The following is a 21,953-nucleotide window of genomic DNA, read 5'->3' as shown; positions in this document are numbered from 1 at the left end:
CCGCGGATCCGCGCAGGTGCCCGGCGCCCCACGGGGGTGCCGGGCACCTGCGCGTCCCCGCCCGTCCGCGCTCGAACACAGGCGCCCGCTGCCCATGCCCGGCGGTGGAACATTAGACTCATCGGATCGGCACGCTCGATCAGCTCAAACGCAAGGAGGCACGGGTGGATCTGCTGACCCGCATCAAGGGACCGCGCGACCTGGACCGGCTCAGCGTCGACGAGCTGGAGCAGCTCGCGGAGGAGATCCGTACCTTCCTCGTCGACGCGGTGTCCAAGACCGGCGGACACCTCGGCCCCAACCTGGGCGTGGTGGAGCTCACGATCGCCCTGCACCGGGTGTTCGAGTCGCCCCGGGACAAGGTGCTCTGGGACACCGGCCACCAGAGCTACGTGCACAAGCTGCTCACCGGCCGTCAGGACTTCTCCCGGCTCAAGAGCAAGGGCGGCCTCTCCGGCTACCCCTCCCGTGCCGAGTCCGAGCACGACATCATCGAGAACAGCCACGCCTCCACGGTCCTCGGCTGGGCCGACGGCCTGGCCAAGGCGAACGAAGTCCTCGCCAAGGACGACCACGTCGTCGCGGTCATCGGTGACGGCGCCCTCACCGGCGGTATGGCCTGGGAGGCGCTGAACAACATCGCCGCCGCCAAGGACCGCCCGCTCGTCATCGTGGTCAACGACAACGAGCGCTCGTACGCTCCCACGATCGGCGGGCTCGCCAACCACCTCGCCACCCTCCGCACCACCGACGGGTACGAGCGGTTCCTGGCTCGCGGCAAGGACATCCTGGAGCGCACGCCCGTCGTCGGCCGCCCGCTCTACGAGACCCTGCACGGCGCCAAGAAGGGCCTCAAGGACTTCATCGCCCCGCAGGGCATGTTCGAGGACCTCGGCCTGAAGTACGTCGGCCCGATCGACGGCCACGACATCGAGGCCCTGGAGTCCGCGCTCCAGCGCGCCAAGCGCTTCGGCGGCCCGGTGATCGTGCACTGCCTCACCGAGAAGGGCCGCGGCTACACCCCGGCCCTCCAGGACGAGGCCGACCGCTTCCACGCCGTCGGCAAGATCCACCCGGACACCGGTCTGCCGATCTCCACCTCCGGTCTGGACTGGACCTCGGTCTTCGGCGAGGAGATGCTCAAGCTCGGCCAGGAGCGCGAGGACATCGTCGCGATCACCGCGGCCATGCTCCAGCCGGTCGGCCTCGGCAAGTTCGAGGAGGCCTTCCCCGACCGGATCTACGACGTCGGCATCGCCGAGCAGCACGGCGCGGTCTCCGCGGCGGGCCTCGCCACCGGCGGACTCCACCCGGTCTTCGCGGTGTACGCCACCTTCCTCAACCGCGCCTTCGACCAGGTCCTGATGGACGTGGCCCTGCACAAGTGCGGCGTCACCTTCGTCCTGGACCGGGCCGGAGTCACCGGCACGGACGGCGCCTCGCACAACGGCATGTGGGACATGTCGATCCTCCAGTGCGTGCCGACCCTCCGGATCGCCGCCCCGCGCGACGCCGACCAGGTCCGCGCCCAGCTCCGCGAGGCCGTCGCCGTGGACGACGCGCCCACCGTGGTCCGCTTCTCCAAGGGCGCGGTCGGCCCGGCCGTCAAGGCGGTCGGCAAGGCCGGCGGCATGGACATCCTGCGCGAGCCGAAGGCGGCCCGCCCGGACGTCCTGGTCGTCTCCGTCGGCGCGCTCGCCCCGATGTGCCTGGAGATCGCCGACCTGCTGGACGCCCAGGGCATCTCCAGCACCGTCGTCGACCCGCGCTGGGTCAAACCGGTCGACGAGGCGCTTGCCCCGCTCGCCGAGCGTCACCGGGTCGTCGTCACGGTCGAGGACAACAGCCGTGCCGGCGGCGTCGGCTCCGCCATCGCCCAGGCCCTGCGCGACGCCGGGGTCGACGTACCGCTGCGCGACTTCGGCATCCCGCCGGTCTTCCTCGACCACGCCTCCCGCGGCGAGGTCATGGCCGAGATCGGGCTGACCGCGCCGGACATCGCCCGGCAGGTCACCGGCCTGGTCGCCAAGCTCGACGGCCGCTTCGAGAGCCGCGCGGTGGAGCCCGCCCGCGACTGACCCGCGAACACCTCTCCGTACGGCCGATGGGCCGGGAGAACCACCCCTGTACGGGTGGTTCTTCCGGCCCATTCGCGTGAAACGGGCCGGATGGCGCGTTCCCGTGCCTACCCGGTCCGAATCATGACGTTCACAACCAATGCGTGGAGGTACGCAGGTGAGCGCGCAGGTCACACCACCCCGCGGAAACGGTATGTTCCGCACCAAGTCCGTCGAACAGTCGATCCGTGACACCGAGGAGCCGGAACACGGGCTCAAGAAGTCCCTCTCCGCCCTGGACCTGACGGTCTTCGGCGTCGGCGTCATCATCGGCACCGGCATCTTCGTCCTCACAGGCCAGGTCGCCAAGGAGACGGCGGGCCCCGCCACCGCCATCGCGTTCGTCGCGGCGGGCGTCGTGTGCGCGCTGGCCGCGCTCTGTTACGCGGAATTCGCCTCCACCGTCCCGGTGGCCGGCTCCGCGTACACCTTCGCGTACGCCTCGCTGGGCGAACTGGTGGCCTGGATCATCGGCTGGGACCTGGTGCTGGAGTTCGCGCTGGGCACCGCGGTGGTCGCGGTCGGCTGGTCCGGCTACGTCCGCTCGCTGATGGACAACGTCAACTGGACGATGCCCGATGCACTCTCGGGACCGGATGTCGCGGAGGGATTCGGCTTCGACATCCTGGCCTTCGCCCTGGTGCTGGTCCTGACCGTCATCCTGGTCGTCGGTATGAAGCTGTCCGCCCGGGTCACCTCGGTCGTGGTGGCGATCAAGGTCGCCGTGGTCCTCATGGTGATCATCGCGGGCCTCTTCTTCATCAAGGCCGAGAACTACAAGCCCTTCATCCCCCCGGCCGAGAAGCAGGAGACGGGCGGCGGCTGGGACGCTCCGCTGGTTCAGCTGATGTTCGGCTACGAACCCACCAACTTCGGCGTGATGGGCATCTTCACCGCCGCCTCCATCGTCTTCTTCGCCTTCATCGGCTTCGACGTGGTGGCCACCGCCGCCGAGGAGACGAAGCTGCCCCAGCGCGACATGCCGCGCGGCATCATCGGCTCGCTCATCATCTGCACGGTGCTCTACGTGGCGGTCTCCCTGGTGGTCACCGGCATGCAGAACTACCGCGAACTCTCCGTCAGCGCCCCGCTCGCCGACGCGTTCAAGTCCACCGGGCACCCCTTCTACGCCGGACTGATCAGCTTCGGCGCGGCGGTCGGGCTCACCACGGTCTGCATGATCCTGCTGCTCGGCCAGACCCGGGTCTTCTTCGCGATGAGCCGCGACGGCCTGCTCCCGCGCTTCTTCTCCAAGACGCACCCGCGCTTCCACACCCCGTACCGCCCGACGATCCTGCTCGGTGTGCTGATCGCGATCATCGCCGGGTTCACGAGCATCGAGGAGCTTGCCACCCTGGTGAACATCGGCACGCTCTTCGCGTTCGTCGTCGTCGCCCTCGGCGTCCTGGTCCTGCGTCGCACCCAGCCGGATCTGCCCCGGGCGTTCCGTACGCCGTGGGTGCCGCTGCTCCCGATCGTCTCGGTGGCCGCCTCGGTCTGGCTGATGCTCAACCTGCCCGTGGAGACCTGGGTGCGCTTCGGCGCCTGGATGGTCCTCGGCGTCGTCGTCTACTTCGCGTACGGGCGCTCCCACAGCCGGATGAGCAAGGAGGGGCGCTAGGACGGCGGCAGCGGCCGTACCGTACGGGGCCCCACGCACCGGGCCCCGTACGCCTCGACCCGCTGCCGCAGCCCCCGGTCGGCGGTGACGACCACGCAGTCGCGTTCCGGGGCGGCGGCCGCCGCCAGTTCGGCGATCAGGTCGTCACCGCTGCCGGGCGCCGAATCGACCCGGACCCCGGCCACGGAGGTGACGCCCCGCGCGGCCCCTTCGACGACGAGTACCAGCTCGACGGGGCCGGGAAGCCCCGGCAGCCCGTCCGCCGTGTACGGAACCAGCGAGTCCCGCAGCCGTACCGCCGCCCCGTGCCGGTCCCGCCACCAGCCGTCGGGCACGGAACCGACCACGTTGGCTCCGTCCACGATCACCAGTACCGCTGCGTCGTCGCTCATCCCGGCAGGGTGTCACGCGAGCAGCCCGCTCCGGGGCACCGCCCGGCAGCCGTACGCCGACGGCCGTCCTCCGGTGCGGTCAGCCGCCGGTGGCGGGGGACCTCTTCGCTTCCTCAGGGATGGCGGTGTCCTCGCGGATCGCCTTCCACAGCTGACCGGCCTGCGGTTCGGCCGAGATCACGCGGTTCGGGTCGATCCTGTCGTACGCCACCGGCAGCATGATGGTCTCCATCGAGGCCGGGTCGACGCCGTTCATCGAACGGGCGAACTCCGCCAGCGAGGTGAGCGAGGCGAGCCCCGAGTCGGTGGTGAGCGACTTGGTGGCCGACTTGGCGATCTTGTACGAGTTCGTCGGGCTGCCCAGCAGGTCCTGCGACTTGACCTCGCTGAGCAGGGCCATCAGGAACTGCTGCTGGAGCCCGATGCGGCCGAGGTCGCTGCCGTCGCCGATGCCGTGCCGGGTCCGGACGTAGGCCAGGGACTCGGTGCCGTTCAGCTTCTGAGGGCCGGCGGTGAGGTTCAGCCCGCTCGCCTTGTCATCGATGTCCTGCGGCACATCGACGGTGACCCCGCCGATGGCGTCGACCAGGTCCTTGAACCCGGCGAAGTTGATCTCCAGGTAGTGGTCGATGCGGACGCCGGACATCTTCTCCACCGTCTTCACCACACAGGCCGGGCCGACCTGCGCGTAGACGGAGTTGAACATGACGCGCTCCTTGGCGGGCACCGTCGATCCGCCGTCCTCGGCACACTCGGGCCGGGTCACCAGGGTGTCGCGCGGTATGGAGACGGCGACGGCCCTGGAGCGGCCCTCGGGTATGTGCACCACCATCGCGGTGTCCGAGCGGGCGCCGCTGACGGCGCCGCCGCCTCCCAGCTCCTTGTTCTCCGCCCCGGCGCGCGAGTCCGAGCCCAGGACCAGCAGGTTCTGCCCGCTGGTGGGGAGCTTCTCCGGCCGGTCCTCACCGAGCGCCTTGTTGATGTCGACGCCCTTGATGTTCCCGTCGAGCTGGCTGTAGAGCCAGTAGACGGTGCCCCCGCCGGCGAGCAGGAGGACGAGCAGAACACCGAGGGTGATCTTGAGACCACGGCGGCGCTTGCGGGGTTTGGCCGCACGCCGGGAGGCGCGGGAGGCAGGTGTCGTCTCGTCGTGGCTCATCGTGCTCGAGTCCTCAAATCTCTTCGCCCAGGAGGCCAGGGGAGTGCGTGGGACTCGGGTGGGGGGGGTGTGACCGGTCCGTGAATGTTCAACTGACCGAGCATTATAGAACGGACGAGCACTGGAACAGCTGGACCGATGCGGGTAATGGACCGCGGGCGCGTCGAACTATTATTCGCTCATGACTTGGTTGATCACAGGCGGTGCAGGCTACATCGGGGCCCACGTCGCGCGGGCGATGACGGCCGCCGGCGAGCCGGTCGCGGTCTACGACGACCTCTCCACCGGGGACCGCGCACGCGTCCCGGCCGGTGTGCCCTTCGTGCACGGCTCGACGCTCGACGCCTCCGGCCTGCGGCGCGCCATGAGCGAGCTGTCGGTCCGCGGCGTGGTGCATCTCGCGGCCAAGAAGCAGGTCGCGGAGTCCGTCGAGCGACCGCTGCACTACTACCGCGAGAACGTCGACGGGCTGCGCACACTCCTGGAGGCGGCCGCCGGCAGCGGGGTGCGCGCCTTCCTCTTCTCGTCGTCCGCGGCCGTGTACGGGATGCCGGACGTGGAGCTCGTGACGGAGGACACCCCTTGCGCCCCCATCAACCCCTACGGCGAGACCAAGCTCGCCGGTGAGTGGATGGTGCGCGCGGCGGGCCGGGCGCACGGCATGGCGACCGCCTCCATGCGCTACTTCAACGTGGCGGGCGCGGCGGAGCCCCACCTGGCCGACGCCGGTGTCTTCAACCTCGTGCCCATGGTCTTCGAGAAGCTCACCCAGGGCGCCGCCCCGGTCGCCTTCGGCGACGACTACGACACCGCGGACGGCACCTGCGTACGTGATTTCATCCACGTCGACGACATCGCCTCGGCCCATCTGGCGGCGGCCCGAGCCCTCCTGGGCCGCGGGCCCGGAACGGATCTGACGGTCAACATCGGTCGTGGGGAAGGCGTTTCGGTGCGCGAGATGATCGCGCTGATCGGCGAGGTGACCGGGTACGGCCCCGCCGGCGAACCGGTCTCCGCCCCCCGCCGTCCCGGCGACCCGGACCGGGTCGTCGCCTCGGCGGACCGGATCCGCGACGAGCTGGGCTGGTCCGCCCGCCATGACGTCCGGCGGATGGTGGAATCGGCCTGGGAGGGCTGGTGCCTGCGCCACCCGGCCGCGCGGCGGGCGCCTGTGGGGGCTCCCTCCGCCTGAACGACCCCGTACCGCCCACCATCGATGAGCCCCCTCGCCCGGCGAGGGCTACCAGCCCGGGAGGGTGACGACAAGCATGCCAAGCGCCTCCCCGCGCCCTGCCGGACCGCGGAACGGTTCCGCCGGGACCGGCTCCGAACGCCCCCTGGGCGGACCGTGGCTGGTGACCGGATACGACGGCAGGCTGACGGCCTACGTCCATGTCGAGGACACGCTCCTGCGATGGACCCAGACCTCGGTCGGCGGTGCCCGGTGGGAAGGGCCCGAATCCCTCCCGGCGAAGGGGATCACCCACCTGAGCGTGGTCCACGGGCAGGACCGCTACGCGCACTTCCTGGGGCTCCGGACGCGTCCGAGGGCCGACGGCTGGTCCCACGTCGACGTGATGTACGCGACCCAGTACCAGACGGCCCGGCCCATGACCCAGTGGCACGCGCTCGGCAACCCCTACAAGGAGATCGCGAAGTTCGCGGAGGTGGGTGCCCCGGCGGGTGCCGTCACCCCTGACGGCGCTCTCCACATCTGTGTGCCGACCGGCCCCGGCGGAGTGGCGCTGCGCCGCGAGGACGCGAAGGGGACCTGGGGCGCCTGGGCCGGAATTCCCGCCGCCGCCGGTGTGACGGACGGCCCCGCCCCGGCGGCGACGTCCACGGGTGTGGTGGAGGTCCTCGTCCCCACCCGTGTGTCGGCCGTGCGCCTTGCTCAGGCGAAGCCCGGTGGGGCTCTGGACCGGGGGGACGAGGCGCGGGTGGTTCCGGTGCCGGGTTCGGTGACCCCGCTGGAGACCGCGCCCGGCCGGATCACGTACTACCTGACCGACGCGGGTGGCGGCGGAGTGGTCGCCCTGCGGCCCGGATCCTGGCCCCTGCCGCTGGGAGGGGCCCCGGCGGACGGCCGTATCACCGCTCTCAGGACCGCCCTGGACGGCGTCGACTGCACGGTGCTGGCCGTCAGGGGGATCACCGGGACGGTCAACCTCGGTGTGTGCGCGACCGAGGGCGAGCAGTCCGGTGTGTGGTGGACCGACACCGCGATGCGCTGCCAGGGGGATCCGTCGCTCGCACTGGACGGCCACGGGCGCGTGGTGGTGGCGGCCCTGGACTCCGAGGGCCGGCCGGCCCTCGCACGCCAGGAGGACGGCCAGGGCCTGACCCTCAGCGACTGGAGGCAGATATGAGTACCGCCGCTCTCCCGAGGGTGACGGTCGTCGCCGCGAAGTACCGGGACGCGGTGCCCCTCGTCGCCCTGCAGCGGGATGCCGCCGCCATCGGCGTGATCTGCGCCGAGGACGACGGCAAGGAGGGCCGGGCCGCCCTGGACCGGGCTCTGGCCGACGCCGAGGGGCGCGGTTGCCGGGTGGCCCACGCGCCGCGAACGCTCGGGGGGCAGCGGGGCAGCGGGAAGGAGGGCCTGCTGAAGGAGTTCCACGAGCTCCGCCCGCAGCGGCTGCTCGTGCAGGATCCCGACCCGGCCCGGGTGGGGTACGACGAGAGCGCCGGCGTGCCGGTGCACGACGTACCGCCCGGCCACGCGGCCACGGCGCTCGACGCGCTCGCGGCCGCCCGTGACTACCAGCTCGCCACGGGGGAACCGGTCCTCGTCGACTGCCGCCGGGCGGGCGTGGACGAGCGGGCCGACATCACCGCTCCGCTGCGCTATCCGCAGACGACGAACTGGCTGGCCGAGGGGTTCGACGGAAGGCTCACCGCGTTCCAGCCGTCCGCGGGCGGTGTGCTGCGCTGGACCCAGGACGAACCGGGCGGCCGCACCTGGCGGGGGCCCGAGCTTCTTCCCGGGCCCCGCCTGATGCCCGCCCTCTCCGTCTTCCGCGACCCGCACGGGTTCGTCCACCTCCTCGCGCTCCGCAGGACGCAGCGGAAGGACGGCGGGGAGGATGTGTCGATCATGCGGGCCGCGCAGTACCGCACGGGCGGCGCCCTCACCCCCTGGCACTCCCTCGGCAGCCCCAACCCCGGGGACCGGTACAAGAGCCGCGAGGTCGGGTTCCCGGCGGCGGCCTTCGACGCGTCCGGCGCTCTCCTGGTCTTCGCCCGGAACTTCGGACACAGCGTCAGCTACCGGATGCAGGGTGCCGACGGGAGCTGGGCACCGTGGCAGCACCTGAGCGGGGCCCGGATCGCGGACGAGATCGTGACGGTCACCACGGCCCGGGGTGATGTCGAGGTCTTCGCCCGGCTCCGGGACTCCGCCGCCGTGGTGCGGTGGTTCCGGCCCGGGGCGGGCGCGGCCTGGAGGGAGGACCGGAGCATCGCGCTCTCCCCGGCTCCGGGCTCGATGGCGGCCGGCCCCGAGCCCGGCACGCTCCTCTTCCGTGACCTGCACACGAACGAGCCCTGCGTCTGGCAGCCGGGCGCCGTGTCCGCGCTGCCGATCGGCGGTGCGGACGGGGCGGGACCGGTCACCGGGGTGCCGGGCATCGAGTCGGAGGGCTGGGCGTACTCCGCTCTCGTACGCTCCGGGCCCGGTGGCTCCTGTGTGGTGGGCGCCCATGCGCAGGGGCGGCCCGACGCGGGGGTCTGGTGGAACGACCTCGGCGCGCACTCCGACCGGATGCCCGCGATGGTCCGCGATCGCACGGGTGGAGTGACGTTGGCAACCGTCCGCGAGGGGGGCCGGCTGTCGGTGGCGAACCGTCTGTCACCGACCGGGGGCTTCGACTTCAGCACGTGGAACAGAGTGTGACGATTGCTCAACATTCTTGATCGTTTCGCGATCTGACAGGTCGTACCGGGGATGCTGCGCTCCGCAGCACCGGGACGCTGACAGCGGGGAAACGCAACGGCCCGGCACACCGTACGGTGTGCCGGGCCGTTCTCACATCAGCGGCTAGGCGGGAACGCTCGCCACGCCCTGCGCCAGGAACGGCTTGCCGTTCACCCGCTGGGAGACGCCCTCACGGTCCAGGTACGGCGTGATGCCGCCCAGGTGGAAGGGCCAGCCCGCGCCGGTGATCAGGCACAGGTCGATGTCCTGGGCCTCGGCGACGACGCCCTCGTCCAGCATCAGGCCGATCTCCTGCGCCACCGCGTCGAGCACGCGGTCGCGGGTCTGCTCCTCGGTGAGGACGGTGTCGCCCTGCTTGAGGAGGGCGGCGACCTCGGGGTCGAGGACCGGCGCGCCGGAGTCGTAGACGTAGAAGCCGCGCTTGCCGGCCTTCACGACCGCCGCGAGGTTCTCGGAGACCGTGAAGCGCTCCGGGAAGGCGCGGTTCAGGGTCTCGGAGACGTGCAGACCGATGGCCGGGCCGACCAGCTCCAGGAGCACCAGCGGGGACATCGGCAGGCCGAGCGGCTCGACGGCCTTCTCCGCGACCTCGACCGGGGTGCCCTCGTCGATGACGTTCTGGATCTCGCCCATGAAGCGGGTGAGGATGCGGTTGACGACGAACGCAGGGGCGTCCTTCACCAGCACCGCGGTCTTCTTCAGCTTGCGGGCCACACCGAACGCCGTCGCCAGCGAGGCGTCGTCGGTCTGCTCGCCGCGGACGATCTCCAGGAGCGGGAGGATCGCGACCGGGTTGAAGAAGTGGAAGCCGACGACCCGCTCGGGGTTCTTCAGCTTCGACGCCATCTCGGTCACCGAGAGCGAGGAGGTGTTGGTGGCGAGGATCGCGTGCGCCGGGGCGACCGCCTCGACCTCCGCGAACACCTGCTGCTTGACGCCGATCTCCTCGAAGACGGCCTCGATGATGAAGTCCGCGTCCGCGAAGCCCTCGGCCTTGTCGAGGACACCGGAGACCAGGCCCTTGAGGCGGTTGGCCTTGTCCTGGTTGATGCGGCCCTTGCCGAGGAGCTTCTCGATCTCGGCGTGGACGTAGCCCACACCCTTGTCGACGCGCTCCTGGTCGATGTCCGTGAGGACGACCGGGACCTCAAGGCGGCGCAGGAAGAGCAGCGCCAGCTGCGAGGCCATCAGGCCCGCGCCGACGACGCCGACCTTGGTGACCGGCCGGGCCAGGCTCTTGTCCGGGGCACCGGCCGGGCGCTTGGCGCGCTTCTGGACCAGGTTGAAGGCGTAGATGCCGCTGCGCAGCTCGCCGCCCATGATCAGGTCCGCGAGCGCCTGGTCCTCGGCGTCGAAGCCGGCGGACAGGTCGCCGTCCTTCGCCGCCGCGATGATGTCCAGCGCGCGGTACGCGGCCGGGGCCGCACCGTGCACCTTGGAGTCCGCGACGGCCCGGCCACGGGCGACAGCCGCGTCCCAGGCGTCGCCGCGGTCGATCGCGGGGCGCTCGACGGCCAGCTCGCCCTTGAGGACGGCAGCGGTCCAGATCAGCGACTGCTCCAGGAAGTCGGCGCCCTCGAAGATCGCGTCGGCGATGCCGAGCTCGAAGACCTGCTTGCCCTTGAGCTGACGGTTCTGGTTGAGCGAGTTCTCGATGATCACCGAGACCGCGCGGTCCGCGCCGATCAGGTTCGGGAGCAGCGCGCAGCCGCCCCAGCCGGGGACCAGACCGAGGAAGACCTCGGGCAGCGAGAACGCCGGGATCGCGGTGGAGACGGTGCGGTAGGCGCAGTGCAGACCGACCTCGACACCGCCGCCCATCGCCGCGCCGTTGTAGTACGCGAACGTCGGGACCGCCAGGCCGGAGAGGCGGCGGAAGACGTCGTGGCCGCCCTTGCCGATCGCGAGGGCGTCCTCGTGGCGGCCGAGCAGCTCGACGCCCTTGAGGTCGGCGCCGACGGCGAAGATGAACGGCTTGCCGGTGATGCCGACGCCGGTGATGGTGCCCTCCGACGCCTCCTTCTCGACCTGGTCGATCGCGGCGTCCAGGTTCGCCAGCGACTGCGGTCCGAAGGTGGTCGGCTTGGTGTGGTCCAGGCCGTTGTCCAGCGTGATGAGCGCGAACCGCCCGGCACCGGACGGCAGGTCCAGGTGGCGTACGTGCGCCTGCGTGACGACCTCGCCGGGGAACAGCTCGGCCGCACCCTTCAGAAGCTCAGTGGTGGAGCTCACTTGTTGCCTCCGTCGAAATTCGGGTTCTCCCAGATGACCGTGGCGCCCATGCCGAAGCCGACGCACATCGTCGTCAGGCCGTAGCGGACCTCGGGCTGCTCCTCGAACTGCCGGGCCAGCTGCGTCATGAGGCGGACACCGGAGGAGGCCAGCGGGTGGCCGTACGCGATTGCGCCGCCGTACTGGTTGACGCGGGCGTCGTCGTCGGCGATGCCGTAGTGCTCCAGGAAGGCGAGCACCTGCACGGCGAACGCCTCGTTGATCTCGAAGAGACCGATGTCGGAGATGGAGAGGCCGGCCTTGGACAGCGCCTTCTCCGTCGCCGGGATCGGGCCGTAGCCCATTACCTCCGGCTCGACGCCGGCGAAGGCGTACGAGACGAGGCGCATCTTGACCGGGAGGCCCAGCTCGCGTGCGACATCCTCGGCGGCGAGCAGGGAGGCGGTGGCGCCGTCGTTGAGCCCCGCGGCGTTACCGGCCGTCACCCGGCCGTGGGCGCGGAAGGGGGTCTTCAGGTTGGCCAGGGACTCCATCGTGGTGCCCGGACGCATCGGCTCGTCGGCGGTGACCAGGCCCCAGCCCGTCTCACCGGCTTCGGCGTTGGTGCGGCGCACCGAGACCGGTACCAGGTCCTGCTGGATCTTGCCGTTGGCGTACGCCTTGGCGGCCTTCTCCTGCGAACGCACCGCGTACTCGTCGGCGCGCTGCTTGGTGATCGTGGGGTAGCGGTCGTGCAGGTTCTCCGCCGTCATGCCCATGAACAGGGCGGACTCGTCGACCAGCTTCTCCGACACGAACCGCGGGTTCGGGTCGACGCCCTCGCCCATCGGGTGGCGGCCCATGTGCTCGACGCCACCGGCCACGACGACGTCGTACGCGCCGAAGGCGATGGAACCGGCCGTCGCGGTGACGGCGGTCAGGGCGCCCGCGCACATGCGGTCGATCGAGTAGCCGGGGACGGACTGCGGCAGACCGGCCAGGATTCCGGCGGTACGGCCCAGCGTGAGGCCCTGGTCGCCGATCTGCGTGGTCGCGGCGATGGCGACCTCGTCGATCTTGGCGGGGTCCAGGTCCGGGTTGCGGCGCAGCAGCTCCCGGATGGCCTTCACGACGAGATCATCGGCGCGGGTCTCGTGGTAGATGCCCTTCGGGCCCGCTTTGCCGAACGGGGTGCGGACGCCGTCGACGAAGACGACGTCCCGGATGGTACGAGGCACGATGGCTCTCCTCCAGGGTGCGGGATGGCACTGCTGCGGGGCACGCCCGTGGGCGCACCGCCTGCCCTCATGCTACTTGCGGGTAACCAGACTGCCCACCCCCCATGGCCGGAGCGTCGAAGGTCACATTGCCCGGGTGCCCGCAGGAGCGCCCGTGAGGCGGAGGAACAGGCTCCGAACCTGGCGTGATTTCGACCATCGGTTCTCCATATGAACAGGGCTCGGAGAGCGGAAAACCCCCGGCCGGTGACCGGGGGTGTCTTCCTCGCGGGGGGCGGCGCGTGGGTCAGCCGGTGGTGGCGAGCGCCCGGACCAGCAGCGGGCCGACCTGCTCGATCTGCCAGTGCCGGGCCCCGTAACCGGCGAGCGTGTCCTCGACGGCGCTCGGCGTCACGTTCTTCGGGGGCTCCCAGCAGACCCGGCGCACGGTGTCCGGGGTGATCAGGTTCTCCTGGGGCATGTGGAGCCGCTCGGCCAGCTCGGAGACGGCCGAGCGGGCGGCCGAGAGCCGGGCCGCGGCCGCCGGGTCCTTGTCGGCCCAGGAGCGCGGGGGCGGCGGCCCGGCCGGCTGCTGACCGGGCTGCGGCAGCTCCGACTCCGGCAGCGCCTTGGCCCGCTCCACGGCCGCCTGCCACTGCTCCAGCTGACGGCGGCCCATGCGGTGGCCGAATCCCGGCAGTGCGGTGAGCGCCTGCACATTGGCGGGCAGCGCCAGCGCGGCCTCCACGATCGCGGCGTCGCCCAGCACCTTGCCGGGGGAGATGTCACGGCGCTGCGCCACCTGGTCCCGGATGTTCCACAGCTCGCGGACGACCGCCATCTGACGGCGGCGGCGGACCTTGTGCATGCCCGAGGTGCGGCGCCAGGGGTCCTTGCGGGGCGGGGCGGGCGGCGCCGAGGCGATGGCGTCGAACTCCTCCCGGGCCCACTCCAGCTTGCCCTGCTGCTCCAGCTCCTCCTCCAGCGCGTCGCGCAGGTCGATCAGGAGCTCCACGTCGAGCGCGGCGTAGCGCAGCCAGGGCTCGGGCAGCGGGCGGGTGGACCAGTCCACGGCGGAGTGCCCCTTCTCCAGGGCGTACCCGAGGACGCTCTCGACCATGGCGCCGAGGCCGACGCGCGGGAAGCCCGCGAGGCGTCCGGCCAGCTCGGTGTCGAAGAGCGAGGTGGGAGCCATGCCTATGTCCCGCAGGCAGGGCAGGTCCTGGGTGGCGGCGTGGAGGATCCACTCGGAGCCGGTCAGGGCGGTGGACAGGCCGGAGAGGTCGGGGCAGCCGACCGGGTCGATCAGCGCGCTGCCCGCGCCTTCGCGGCGCAGTTGGACGAGGTAGGCGCGCTGGCCGTAGCGGTAGCCGGAGGCGCGCTCGGCGTCGACGGCCACCGGGCCGGTGCCCGCGGCGAAGGCCGCGACCACCCGGGCGAGGGCGTCGTCGGATGCCACCACCGGGGGAATGCCCTCGCGAGGTTCGAGCAAGGGGATCGGCGCCGGGGCGACGTCGTCCGGGGGAGCGCCCCCGGTGGTTCGCAGTGAACTGTCTGCTGCGGTCTCTTGGGCGTCGGTCACGCGTCAAGGGTATCTGTGTATACGCGCCACCCGTCGACGGAACGTTCCGTCGACGGGTGGCCATGCGCGTATTCCAGCCGGAGGCGCATCGGTGCACGTCCCGGTGGGGGTGGGGGTCAGTGGATGATGCCCGTCCGCAGGGCGACGGCGACCATTCCGGCCCGGTCTCCGGTGCCGAGCTTGCGGGCGATGCGGGCGAGGTGGGACTTGACGGTCAGGGCGGAGAGGCCCATCGAGACGCCGATGGCCTTGTTCGACTGGCCTTCGGCGACCAGGCGGAGCACCTCCACCTCACGTCCTGACAGTTCGCGGTAGCCGCCCGGGTGGCTCGGGGAACCGGGAGGCCGGCGGTGCATACGGGCGGCATTGGCGCCGATGGGAGCGACGCCGGGGCGGGTGGGGTGGCCGATGTTGGTTCGGGTGCCGGTGACGACGTAGCCCTTCACGCCGCCCGCGAGGGCGTTGCGAACGGCGCCGATGTCGTCGGCGGCGGAGAGGGCGAGACCGTTCGGCCAGCCTGCGGCGCGGGTCTCGGACAGCAGGGTCAGCCCGGAACCGTCGGGCAGGTGGACGTCGGCAATGCAGATGTCGCGCGGGTTGCCGACGCGGGGACGTGCCTCCGCGATGGACGACGCCTCGATGACGTCACGTACTCCGAGGGCCCACAGATGGCGGGTGACGGTGGAACGGACGCGCGGGTCGGCCACGACGACCATGGCCGTCGGCTTGTTCGGGCGGTAGGCGACCAGGCTTGCGGGCTGCTCAAGGAGAACGGACACCAGGCCTCCTGGGGGGAGTGGCGGGACGGGGGCCGGCTCGGGGGATGAAGCCGGGGCGAACCGTGCTTGAAGGGTCATTGACCTCTTCGGCAGCAGACCCGTCCTCCTTTAGAGGAAGATCACGATTTGGTGAGTAACAATTCGGGCAAATAGGACGCGCGATCGATTGTACGAAAAGAGAGCCGGTGTGTGTGCGAAATGGGTGACGGGGTGTTACGAAACCTGCGGACCGCGCCGCTGCGGCAGCGTCACCACCGCCGCGTCCGTCGGATCCGACGGCGGCAGCCCCGCGATCTGGCAGAGCAGATCGCCCCAGGCCATCAGGTGCGCCGCCGCGTCCGGCACCCCGCCCCGGCCTTCGCGCGGCGTCCACGAGGCCCGGATCTCGATCTGCGTCGCCGGACGGCGCGCGGAGAGCGCACCGAAGTAGTGCGATCCGGCGCGTGTCACCGTCCCTCCGGCTTCCCCGTACGACAATCCGCGCGCGTCCAGCGCCCCGGTCAGCCAGGACCAGCACACCTCCGGCAGCAGCGGGTCGGCGGCCATCTCCGGCTCCAGCTCCGCCCGCACCAGCGTCACCAGACGGAACGCGCCCTGCCAGGCGTCGTGCCCCGCCGGATCGTGCAGCAGGACGAGCCTGCCGTCCGCGAGATCGTCCTCGCCGTCGACCACCGCCGCCTCCAGCGCGTACGCGTGGGGCGCCAGGCGCTGCGGGGGCCGCGTGGTCTCCACCTCCAGCTCCGGGCGGAGCCGCGCGGAGCGCAACGCGTCGACCGCCGACCGGAACGCGGGCGGGACGGGAGGGTCCTCCGCCGCGTCCTTGTCCTTGCTGTCAGCACTGTCGGAATGATCGGAAAATTGTCCCTGAGCCGGAGCCATGCCGGGAAGAGTAGGCGGAACGCGGGCCCCGCGCAGGGACAGACACCCCTGCGGCGCCGGGCTCCTTCCCCATGCGTGCGAAGATTTGGTGCGTGAGCGCCAACGACCGCCCCTCGGGCCAGCAGACGACGACCGCCGCCAGCCAGGACACCACCCGCAACGCCACCCGTGACTCGGCGTTCCTCAAGGCCTGCCGGCGCGAACCCGTGCCGCACACGCCGGTCTGGTTCATGCGGCAGGCGGGGCGCTCGCTGCCCGAGTACCTGAAGGTCCGCGAGGGCATCGCGATGCTCGACTCCTGCATGATGCCGGAGCTGGTCACCGAGATCACGCTGCAGCCCGTACGCCGCCACAAGGTCGACGCCGCGATCTACTTCAGCGACATCGTCGTCCCCCTGAAGGCCATCGGCATCGACCTCGACATCAAGCCCGGCGTCGGCCCCGTCATCGCCGAGCCGATCCGCACCCGCGCCGACCTGGCCCGGCTGCGCGACCTCACCCCCGAGGACGTCCCGTACGTCACCGAGGCCATCGGGATGCTCACCGCCGAGCTGGGCGCCACCCCGCTCATCGGCTTCGCCGGGGCCCCCTTCACCCTCGCCAGCTACCTCGTCGAGGGCGGCCCCTCGCGCAACCACGAGCGCACCAAGGCCATGATGTACGGCGACCCGCAGCTCTGGGCCGACCTCGTGGACCGCCTCGCCGAGATCACCGGCGCCTTCCTCAAGGTCCAGATCGAGGCCGGTGCCTCCGCCGTCCAGCTCTTCGACTCCTGGGTCGGCGCGCTCGCCCCCGCCGACTACCGCCGCGCCGTGCTCCCGGCCTCCGCGAAGGTCTTCGACGCCGTCGCCCCGTACGGCGTCCCCCGCATCCACTTCGGCGTCGGCACCGGCGAGCTGCTCGGGCTGATGGGCGAGGCCGGGGCGGACGTCGTCGGCGTCGACTGGCGGGTCCCGATGGACGAGGCCGCCCGCCGCGTCGGCCCCGGCAAGGCGCTCCAGGGCAACCTCGACCCGGCGGTGCTGTTCGCGCCGACCCCGGCGGTCGAGGCGAAGACCCGCGAGGTGCTGGACGCCGCCGCCGGTCTGGAGGGCCACATCTTCAACCTCGGCCACGGCGTCATGCCGTCCATGGACCCGGACGCGCTCACCCGGCTCGTGGAGTACGTGCACGAGCAGACCGCGCGCTGACGCCATCGGTCCCGGGGAGCTCTCAGGCCCCCGGGACCACCCGTCAGCTTCCCGCGCCCCGCACCGCCGCCACCGTCTTGCGAGCCGCGACCAGGACCGGGTCCCACACCGGTGAGAACGGCGGGGCGTAGCCGAGGTCGAGCGCCGTCATCTGCTCCACCGTCATCCCGGCCGTCAGCGCCACCGCCGCCACGTCCACGCGCTTGGCCGCCCCCTCACGGCCGACGATCTGCACCCCGAGCAGCCGTCCCGTACGGTGCTCCGCGATCATCTTCACCGTCATCGGCTTCGCGCCCGGGTAGTACCCCGCCCGCTGTGTCGACTCGATGGTCGCCGTGACGTACCGCAGCCCCACCGTGCGGGCGTCCTTCTCCCGCAACCCGGTCCGGGCGATCTCCAGGTCGCAGACCTTGCTCACCGCCGTACCGACGACGCCCGGGAACGTCCCGTAACCGCCGCCGACGTTCGAGCCGATGACCTGGCCGTGCTTGTTGGCATGGGTGCCCAGCGCGATGTGACGCGTCCGGCCCGCCACCAGGTCCAGGACCTCCACGCAGTCGCCGCCCGCCCAGATGTTCTCGTGGCCGACGGCCCGCATCGCCAGGTCGGTCAGGAGACCGCCGTGCGGCCCCACCGCGAGACCCGCCTCCCGGGCCAGCTCCGCCTCCGGCTCGACACCGATGCCGAGGACGACCACGTCCGCCGGGTAGGTCCGCTCCTCGGTCGCCACCTCGCTGACCCGGCCGTCCGGGCCCGTGAGGATCTTGGTGACCGATGCGCCGTTGACGGTGGTGATGCCGAGCCCGTCCATCGCGTCGTGGACGAGCCTGCCCATGTCCGGGTCGAGCGTCGCCATCGGCTGTTCGCCCCGGTTGAGGACCGTCACCTCGAAACCGCGCTTCAGCATCGCCTCGGCCATCTCGACGCCGATGTACCCCGCGCCGACCACGACCGCCCGCCGCCGCTCCTCGGAGCCCAGGGCGTCCAGCGAGTCCAGAAGCGCCTGCCCGTCGCCCAGGGTCTGCACCCCGTGCACGCCCGGCGCGTCGATGCCGGGCAGCTCCGGGCGGACCGGACGGGCCCCGGTGGCGATCACCAGCTTGTCGAAGCCCGTCCAGTACGTGTCCCCGCTGTCCCGGTCCAGCGCCCGCACCCGTCTCCCGGCCACATCGATCTCCGTGACCTCGGTGCGCATCCGCAGATCGATGTCCCGCTCCCGGTGCTCCTCGGGGGTACGGGCGATCAGGTCGTCCCGGTGCTCGACGTCCCCGCTCACCCAGTACGGGATGCCGCACGCGGAGTACGAGGTGAAGCGGGAGCGCTCGAAGGCGATGATCTCCAGCTCGTCCGGCCCCTTCAGCCTGCGGGCCTGCGACGCGGCGGACAAGCCCGCCGCGGCGCCGCCGATGACCACGAGTCGCTCCGCTGCCATTCCGGGTCCCTTTCGCCGTGCCGGCCGTGTCCGCCGTCAGGGAGCCCACGCTACGGCGCTCAGGGGGCCGGTGTGCCCTCCGCCTCCGGCCGGGGCGCCGCCACGGCCGTACGGGCCGCCCGCCGGGCACGCAGCACCCGCCACACCACCAGCACCAGCGCGGCCGTGGCCAGGAACGGGGCGGTCGCGCCGATCGCCACCGCGATCCACCGGAACATCGTCACGAACGCGTCCCAGCCGCCGCCCAGCGCGTCCAGGAACCCCGGGTCGTCGTTCATCCCGTCCTTGCGCGGGGCGTCCGGCTCGGTCAGGTCCAGGGTGATCGTCGCCAGCGAGGTGCGGTCCTTCAGGCTCGCCTGCTGGGCCAGCAGCGACTCCAGATCGGCCTGACGGCTGCTCAGCTCACCCTCCAGCGTGACGACATCGGTGAGCTTCTCCGCCTTGTCCATCAGCTCCCGCACCCGCGTCACGCTCGCCCGCTGGGTGGCGATCCGGCTCTCCACGTCCACGACCTGGTCGGTGACGTCCTTCGCGTTCGAGGAACGGGACAGCAGCTTCCCGGAGCCGGTGAGCTTGCGCAGCACCTCCTGGTAGCTGTCCTGCGGCACCCGCAGCACGAGGTGCGAGGTCTCGTGTTCGTCGTCGATCCGCTCGGTGGTCTCGGTCGCCACCAGGCCCCCGCTCGCCTCCACCGTGCTCCGGGCGGCGGCCGCCGCCCTCGGCGCGCTCCGCACCTCGACGGAGAGCTCGGTGGTCCGGATGACATGGGTGCCCGCGGCCCCCGGCTTCGGCGCCTTGTTCTGCCGCTCGCCGCTCTTCGCCGCCTCCGGGGCGGCGGCGGAGGCCGCCGAGTCGCCCGGGGCGTACTGCTCGTCCACGAGCCCCTTCTCCGCGCTCGCCTTGAGGTCGTTCGACCCCCCGCCCGCGTCGGAGGCGTCGCCGGCCCCGCAGCCGCCGACGAGCAGCACCGCGCCGAGAGCACCCGCCGCCAGAGCGGCCCGGAGACGGGAGCGGCGGTGGTGGAAGCGGGCGTCGATATCGCTGTTCATAACAGGTCCCCCCAGGACGCGTGTTGATACTGCCGGTTCGACGTGGGCCCTCCCGAACCGGTTTCCGGCCAGGGGTTTCGAAGTGGTCACGGTCAGGACCCGGAAACGGTTTGAGAGAGTGGACCCATGCAGCGTTCACATCAGGATGCGGACCCGCCCGCGCGCCATGCCGTCGTCGTCGGCGGCGGTATCGCCGGACTGGCCGCCGCCCACCGCCTGGTCGCCACCGGCCTGCGGGTCACGCTCCTGGAGGCGACCGACCGGCTCGGCGGCAAGCTCATGACCGGCGAGATCGCGGGCGTCCAGGTCGACCTCGGCGCCGAGTCGATGCTCGCCCGCCGCCCCGAGGCGGTCGGGCTGGCCGAGGCGGTCGGCCTCGCCGGCCGTCTCCAGCCGCCGGCCACCGCCACCGCCTCCCTCTGGACGCGCGACGCGCTGCGCCCGATGCCCAAGGGCCATGTCATGGGCGTCCCCGGCGACCCTGCCGCCCTCGGCGGTGTGCTGTCCCCCGAAGGCCTGGTCCGGATCGCCGAGGAGCGCGACCTCACCCCCACCCCCGTCGGCGACGACGTCGCCGTCGGCGCGTACGTCGCCGACCGCCTCGGCCGCGAGGTCGTCGACCGCCTGGTGGAACCCCTCCTCGGCGGGGTCTACGCGGGCGACGCCTACCGGATCTCGATGCGGGCCGCCGTACCGCAGCTCTTCGAAGCGGTGAAGGAGGGCGGCCCGCTGCTGGACGCCGTCCGCCGGATCCAGGAGCGCGCGGCGGCCCGGCAGCAGACCGGACCCGTCTTCCAGGGCATCGAGGGGGGCATCGGCACCCTGCCGGACGCCGTGGCCGACGCCGTACGGGCCGGCGGCGGCGCGATCCTCACGAAGACGCCCGTCCTCGGTCTGACCCGTACGGACGCGGGCTGGTCGGTCCGCACCGACACCGGGGTGATCACCGCCGACGCCGTCGTCCTGGCCGCCCCCGCCTGGTCCGCCTCCGCCCTGCTCGCCGCCGAGTCCCCGGCCGCCTCCGCCGAGCTGGCCGGCGTCGAGTACGCCTCGATGGCCCTGGTCACCCTGGCCTTCCGCCGCTCCGACATCGAGGGGTACGAGGCCCTGCGCGGCCGCTCCGGCTTCCTCGTCCCGCCGGTCGATGGCCGCACCATCAAGGCGTCCACCTTCTCCGGCAACAAGTGGCAGTGGGTGGCCGACGCCGCCCCCGACCTCTTCGTGCTCCGCACCTCGGTGGGCCGGTACGGCGAGGAGGACCACCTGCACCGCGAGGACGGCGAACTCGTCGCCGTATCCCTGCGCGACCTCCGAGCCGCCACGGGACTCGCCGCACGCCCCGTCGACAGCGAGGTCACCCGCTGGATCGGTGGACTGCCGCAGTACCCGGTCGGCCACCACACCCGGGTCGCCCGCATCCGCGACGAGATCGCGAAACTGCCCGCCCTGCGGGTCTGCGGCGCGGTCTACGACGGGGTCGGCATCCCCGCCTGCATCGCGAGCGCGCAGCGCGCGGCCGACGAGATCATGAGGGAGATCATCGCCACGCCCACCCTGGTTCAGGGCACCGGGAGCGAGGCGGGACAATAGCCGTATGAGTGCTCCTGAGACTGCGACATCCAGCAAGAGTCCGAACGCCGGAAAGAAGGCCAAGGACCTCAACGAGGTCATCCGCTACACCCTCTGGTCGGTCTTCAAACTGCGCGACGTACTGCCGCTGGACCGGGCGGGATACGCGGACGAGGTCCAGGAGCTGTTCGACCAGCTCGGGGCCAAGGACATCACCGTGCGCGGCACCTACGACGTCTCCGGTCTGCGCGCCGACGCGGACCTGATGATCTGGTGGCACGCCGAGACCTCGGACGAGCTCCAGGAGGCGTACAACCTCTTCCGCCGCACGAAGCTCGGCCGCGCTCTGGAACCGGTCTGGTCGAACATGGCCCTGCACCGGCCCGCCGAGTTCAACAAGTCGCACGTCCCGGCGTTCCTCGCCGACGAGACGCCCCGCGACTACATCAGCGTCTACCCCTTCGTGCGGTCCTACGACTGGTACCTGCTGCCCGACGAGGACCGCCGCCGCATGCTCGCGGACCACGGCAAGATGGCCCGGGGCTACCCCGACGTGCGCGCCAACACCGTCGCCTCCTTCTCGCTGGGCGACTACGAGTGGGTCCTCGCCTTCGAGGCGGACGAGCTGTACCGCATCGTCGACCTGATGCGTCACCTGCGCGCCTCCGAGGCACGGCTCCACGTGCGAGAGGAGGTCCCGTTCTACACGGGCCGCAGGAAGAGCGTCGCAGACCTGGTGGCCGGGCTCGCATAACCAGCGAGTTCCCGCACCACCCCAACCCGGAAGATCAGAAGACGGGCATCAGGCACCGACCGTGC

The 21,953-nt window shown here is 71.7% G+C and carries 17 protein-coding genes; 8 read left to right on the top strand and 9 right to left on the bottom strand.

Features of this window, described 5'->3' with window-relative positions; translation table 11 throughout:
• Positions 1 to 164 precede the first annotated feature (164 nt).
• Both dxs and ACK8N7_RS06900 read left to right on the top strand, forming a co-directional pair.
• A complete protein-coding gene (gene dxs, locus ACK8N7_RS06905) occupies positions 165 to 2,078 on the top strand; it encodes a 1-deoxy-D-xylulose-5-phosphate synthase (RefSeq protein WP_500441491.1) in 1,914 nt (637 codons plus the stop codon).
• Positions 2,079 to 2,271: 193 nt separating this feature from the next.
• Entirely contained in the window at positions 2,272 to 3,738 is a 1,467-nt protein-coding gene (locus ACK8N7_RS06900; protein ID WP_403211444.1) for an amino acid permease, read from the top strand.
• Here ACK8N7_RS06900 and ACK8N7_RS06895 read toward each other — a convergent pair.
• Positions 3,735 to 4,130, bottom strand: a complete 396-nt coding sequence (locus ACK8N7_RS06895; protein WP_403211442.1) for an NTP pyrophosphohydrolase — start codon at positions 4,128 to 4,130, stop codon at positions 3,735 to 3,737. The two genes, ACK8N7_RS06900 and ACK8N7_RS06895, sit on opposite strands and share 4 nt — an antisense overlap.
• A 79-nt stretch (positions 4,131 to 4,209) precedes the next feature.
• Complete coding sequence (locus ACK8N7_RS06890; RefSeq protein ID WP_403211440.1) at positions 4,210 to 5,289, bottom strand: LCP family protein; 1,080 nt, start codon at positions 5,287 to 5,289, stop codon at positions 4,210 to 4,212.
• Between the two features lie 181 nt (positions 5,290 to 5,470).
• On the opposite strand from ACK8N7_RS06890, the gene galE reads away from it, so the two are divergent.
• The 3 genes from galE to ACK8N7_RS06875 all read left to right on the top strand — a co-directional run bounded on the left by galE (position 5,471) and on the right by ACK8N7_RS06875 (position 9,184).
• Entirely contained in the window at positions 5,471 to 6,481 is a 1,011-nt protein-coding gene (galE, locus tag ACK8N7_RS06885; RefSeq protein WP_403211438.1) for a UDP-glucose 4-epimerase GalE, read from the top strand.
• 76 nt (positions 6,482 to 6,557) lie between these two features.
• A complete protein-coding gene (locus tag ACK8N7_RS06880; RefSeq protein ID WP_403211436.1) occupies positions 6,558 to 7,658 on the top strand; it encodes a hypothetical protein in 1,101 nt (366 codons plus the stop codon).
• Positions 7,655 to 9,184 (top strand): PLL family lectin, encoded by a 1,530-nt coding sequence (locus tag ACK8N7_RS06875; RefSeq protein ID WP_500441488.1) that lies wholly within the window; start codon positions 7,655 to 7,657, stop codon positions 9,182 to 9,184. The genes ACK8N7_RS06880 and ACK8N7_RS06875 overlap by 4 nt, the downstream gene beginning before the upstream one ends.
• Before the next feature lie 144 nt (positions 9,185 to 9,328).
• Here ACK8N7_RS06875 and ACK8N7_RS06870 read toward each other — a convergent pair whose 3' ends face one another.
• From ACK8N7_RS06870 to ACK8N7_RS06850, 5 genes are all read right to left on the bottom strand, one after another.
• Positions 9,329 to 11,458, bottom strand: coding sequence for a 3-hydroxyacyl-CoA dehydrogenase NAD-binding domain-containing protein (locus tag ACK8N7_RS06870; RefSeq protein WP_500441487.1), 2,130 nt, complete (start codon positions 11,456 to 11,458; stop codon positions 9,329 to 9,331).
• Complete coding sequence (locus ACK8N7_RS06865; protein ID WP_403211430.1) at positions 11,455 to 12,675, bottom strand: thiolase family protein; 1,221 nt, start codon at positions 12,673 to 12,675, stop codon at positions 11,455 to 11,457. Before ACK8N7_RS06865 ends, ACK8N7_RS06870 begins: the two co-directional genes overlap by 4 nt.
• A gap of 286 nt (positions 12,676 to 12,961) precedes the next feature.
• Entirely contained in the window at positions 12,962 to 14,236 is a 1,275-nt protein-coding gene (locus ACK8N7_RS06860) for an HRDC domain-containing protein (RefSeq protein ID WP_500441485.1), read from the bottom strand.
• A 116-nt stretch (positions 14,237 to 14,352) separates the two neighbouring features.
• Positions 14,353 to 15,015 carry a response regulator transcription factor gene (locus tag ACK8N7_RS06855; RefSeq protein ID WP_003965521.1) on the bottom strand — a complete coding sequence of 221 codons (663 nt, stop codon included), beginning with the start codon at positions 15,013 to 15,015 and terminating at the stop codon, positions 14,353 to 14,355.
• A 213-nt stretch (positions 15,016 to 15,228) separates the two neighbouring features.
• The gene (locus tag ACK8N7_RS06850; protein ID WP_031127076.1) at positions 15,229 to 15,894 is read right to left on the bottom strand and encodes a DUF3000 domain-containing protein; all 666 of its coding nucleotides are present in this window, start codon (positions 15,892 to 15,894) and stop codon (positions 15,229 to 15,231) included.
• 92 nt (positions 15,895 to 15,986) lie between these two features.
• Here ACK8N7_RS06850 and hemE point away from each other — a divergent pair, with 92 nt between their 5' ends.
• Positions 15,987 to 17,084: a uroporphyrinogen decarboxylase gene (gene hemE, locus ACK8N7_RS06845; RefSeq protein WP_500441483.1), complete on the top strand. Its 1,098-nt coding sequence runs from the start codon at positions 15,987 to 15,989 to the stop codon at positions 17,082 to 17,084.
• A 43-nt stretch (positions 17,085 to 17,127) separates the two neighbouring features.
• On the opposite strand, the gene ACK8N7_RS06840 is transcribed toward hemE, so the two are convergent.
• Complete coding sequence (locus ACK8N7_RS06840) at positions 17,128 to 18,516, bottom strand: FAD-dependent oxidoreductase (RefSeq protein WP_500441481.1); 1,389 nt, start codon at positions 18,514 to 18,516, stop codon at positions 17,128 to 17,130.
• Between the two features lie 59 nt (positions 18,517 to 18,575).
• Entirely contained in the window at positions 18,576 to 19,565 is a 990-nt protein-coding gene (locus ACK8N7_RS06835; protein ID WP_500441480.1) for a DUF4349 domain-containing protein, read from the bottom strand.
• A 126-nt stretch (positions 19,566 to 19,691) separates the two neighbouring features.
• Between ACK8N7_RS06835 and hemG the strand changes: the two genes are divergently transcribed.
• Positions 19,692 to 21,155 carry a protoporphyrinogen oxidase gene (hemG, locus tag ACK8N7_RS06830; RefSeq protein ID WP_403211419.1) on the top strand — a complete coding sequence of 488 codons (1,464 nt, stop codon included), beginning with the start codon at positions 19,692 to 19,694 and terminating at the stop codon, positions 21,153 to 21,155.
• Between the two features lie 4 nt (positions 21,156 to 21,159).
• The gene (hemQ, locus tag ACK8N7_RS06825; protein ID WP_015612177.1) at positions 21,160 to 21,888 is read left to right on the top strand and encodes a hydrogen peroxide-dependent heme synthase; all 729 of its coding nucleotides are present in this window, start codon (positions 21,160 to 21,162) and stop codon (positions 21,886 to 21,888) included.
• Positions 21,889 to 21,953 lie beyond the last annotated feature (65 nt).

Source organism: Streptomyces griseobrunneus, assembly GCF_046713465.1.
In the GTDB taxonomy this organism is placed as follows: domain Bacteria; phylum Actinomycetota; class Actinomycetes; order Streptomycetales; family Streptomycetaceae; genus Streptomyces; species Streptomyces microflavus.
The sequence above is the reverse complement of the archived record's forward strand: the minus strand, read 5'-3'. Positions and strand labels throughout refer to the sequence as shown.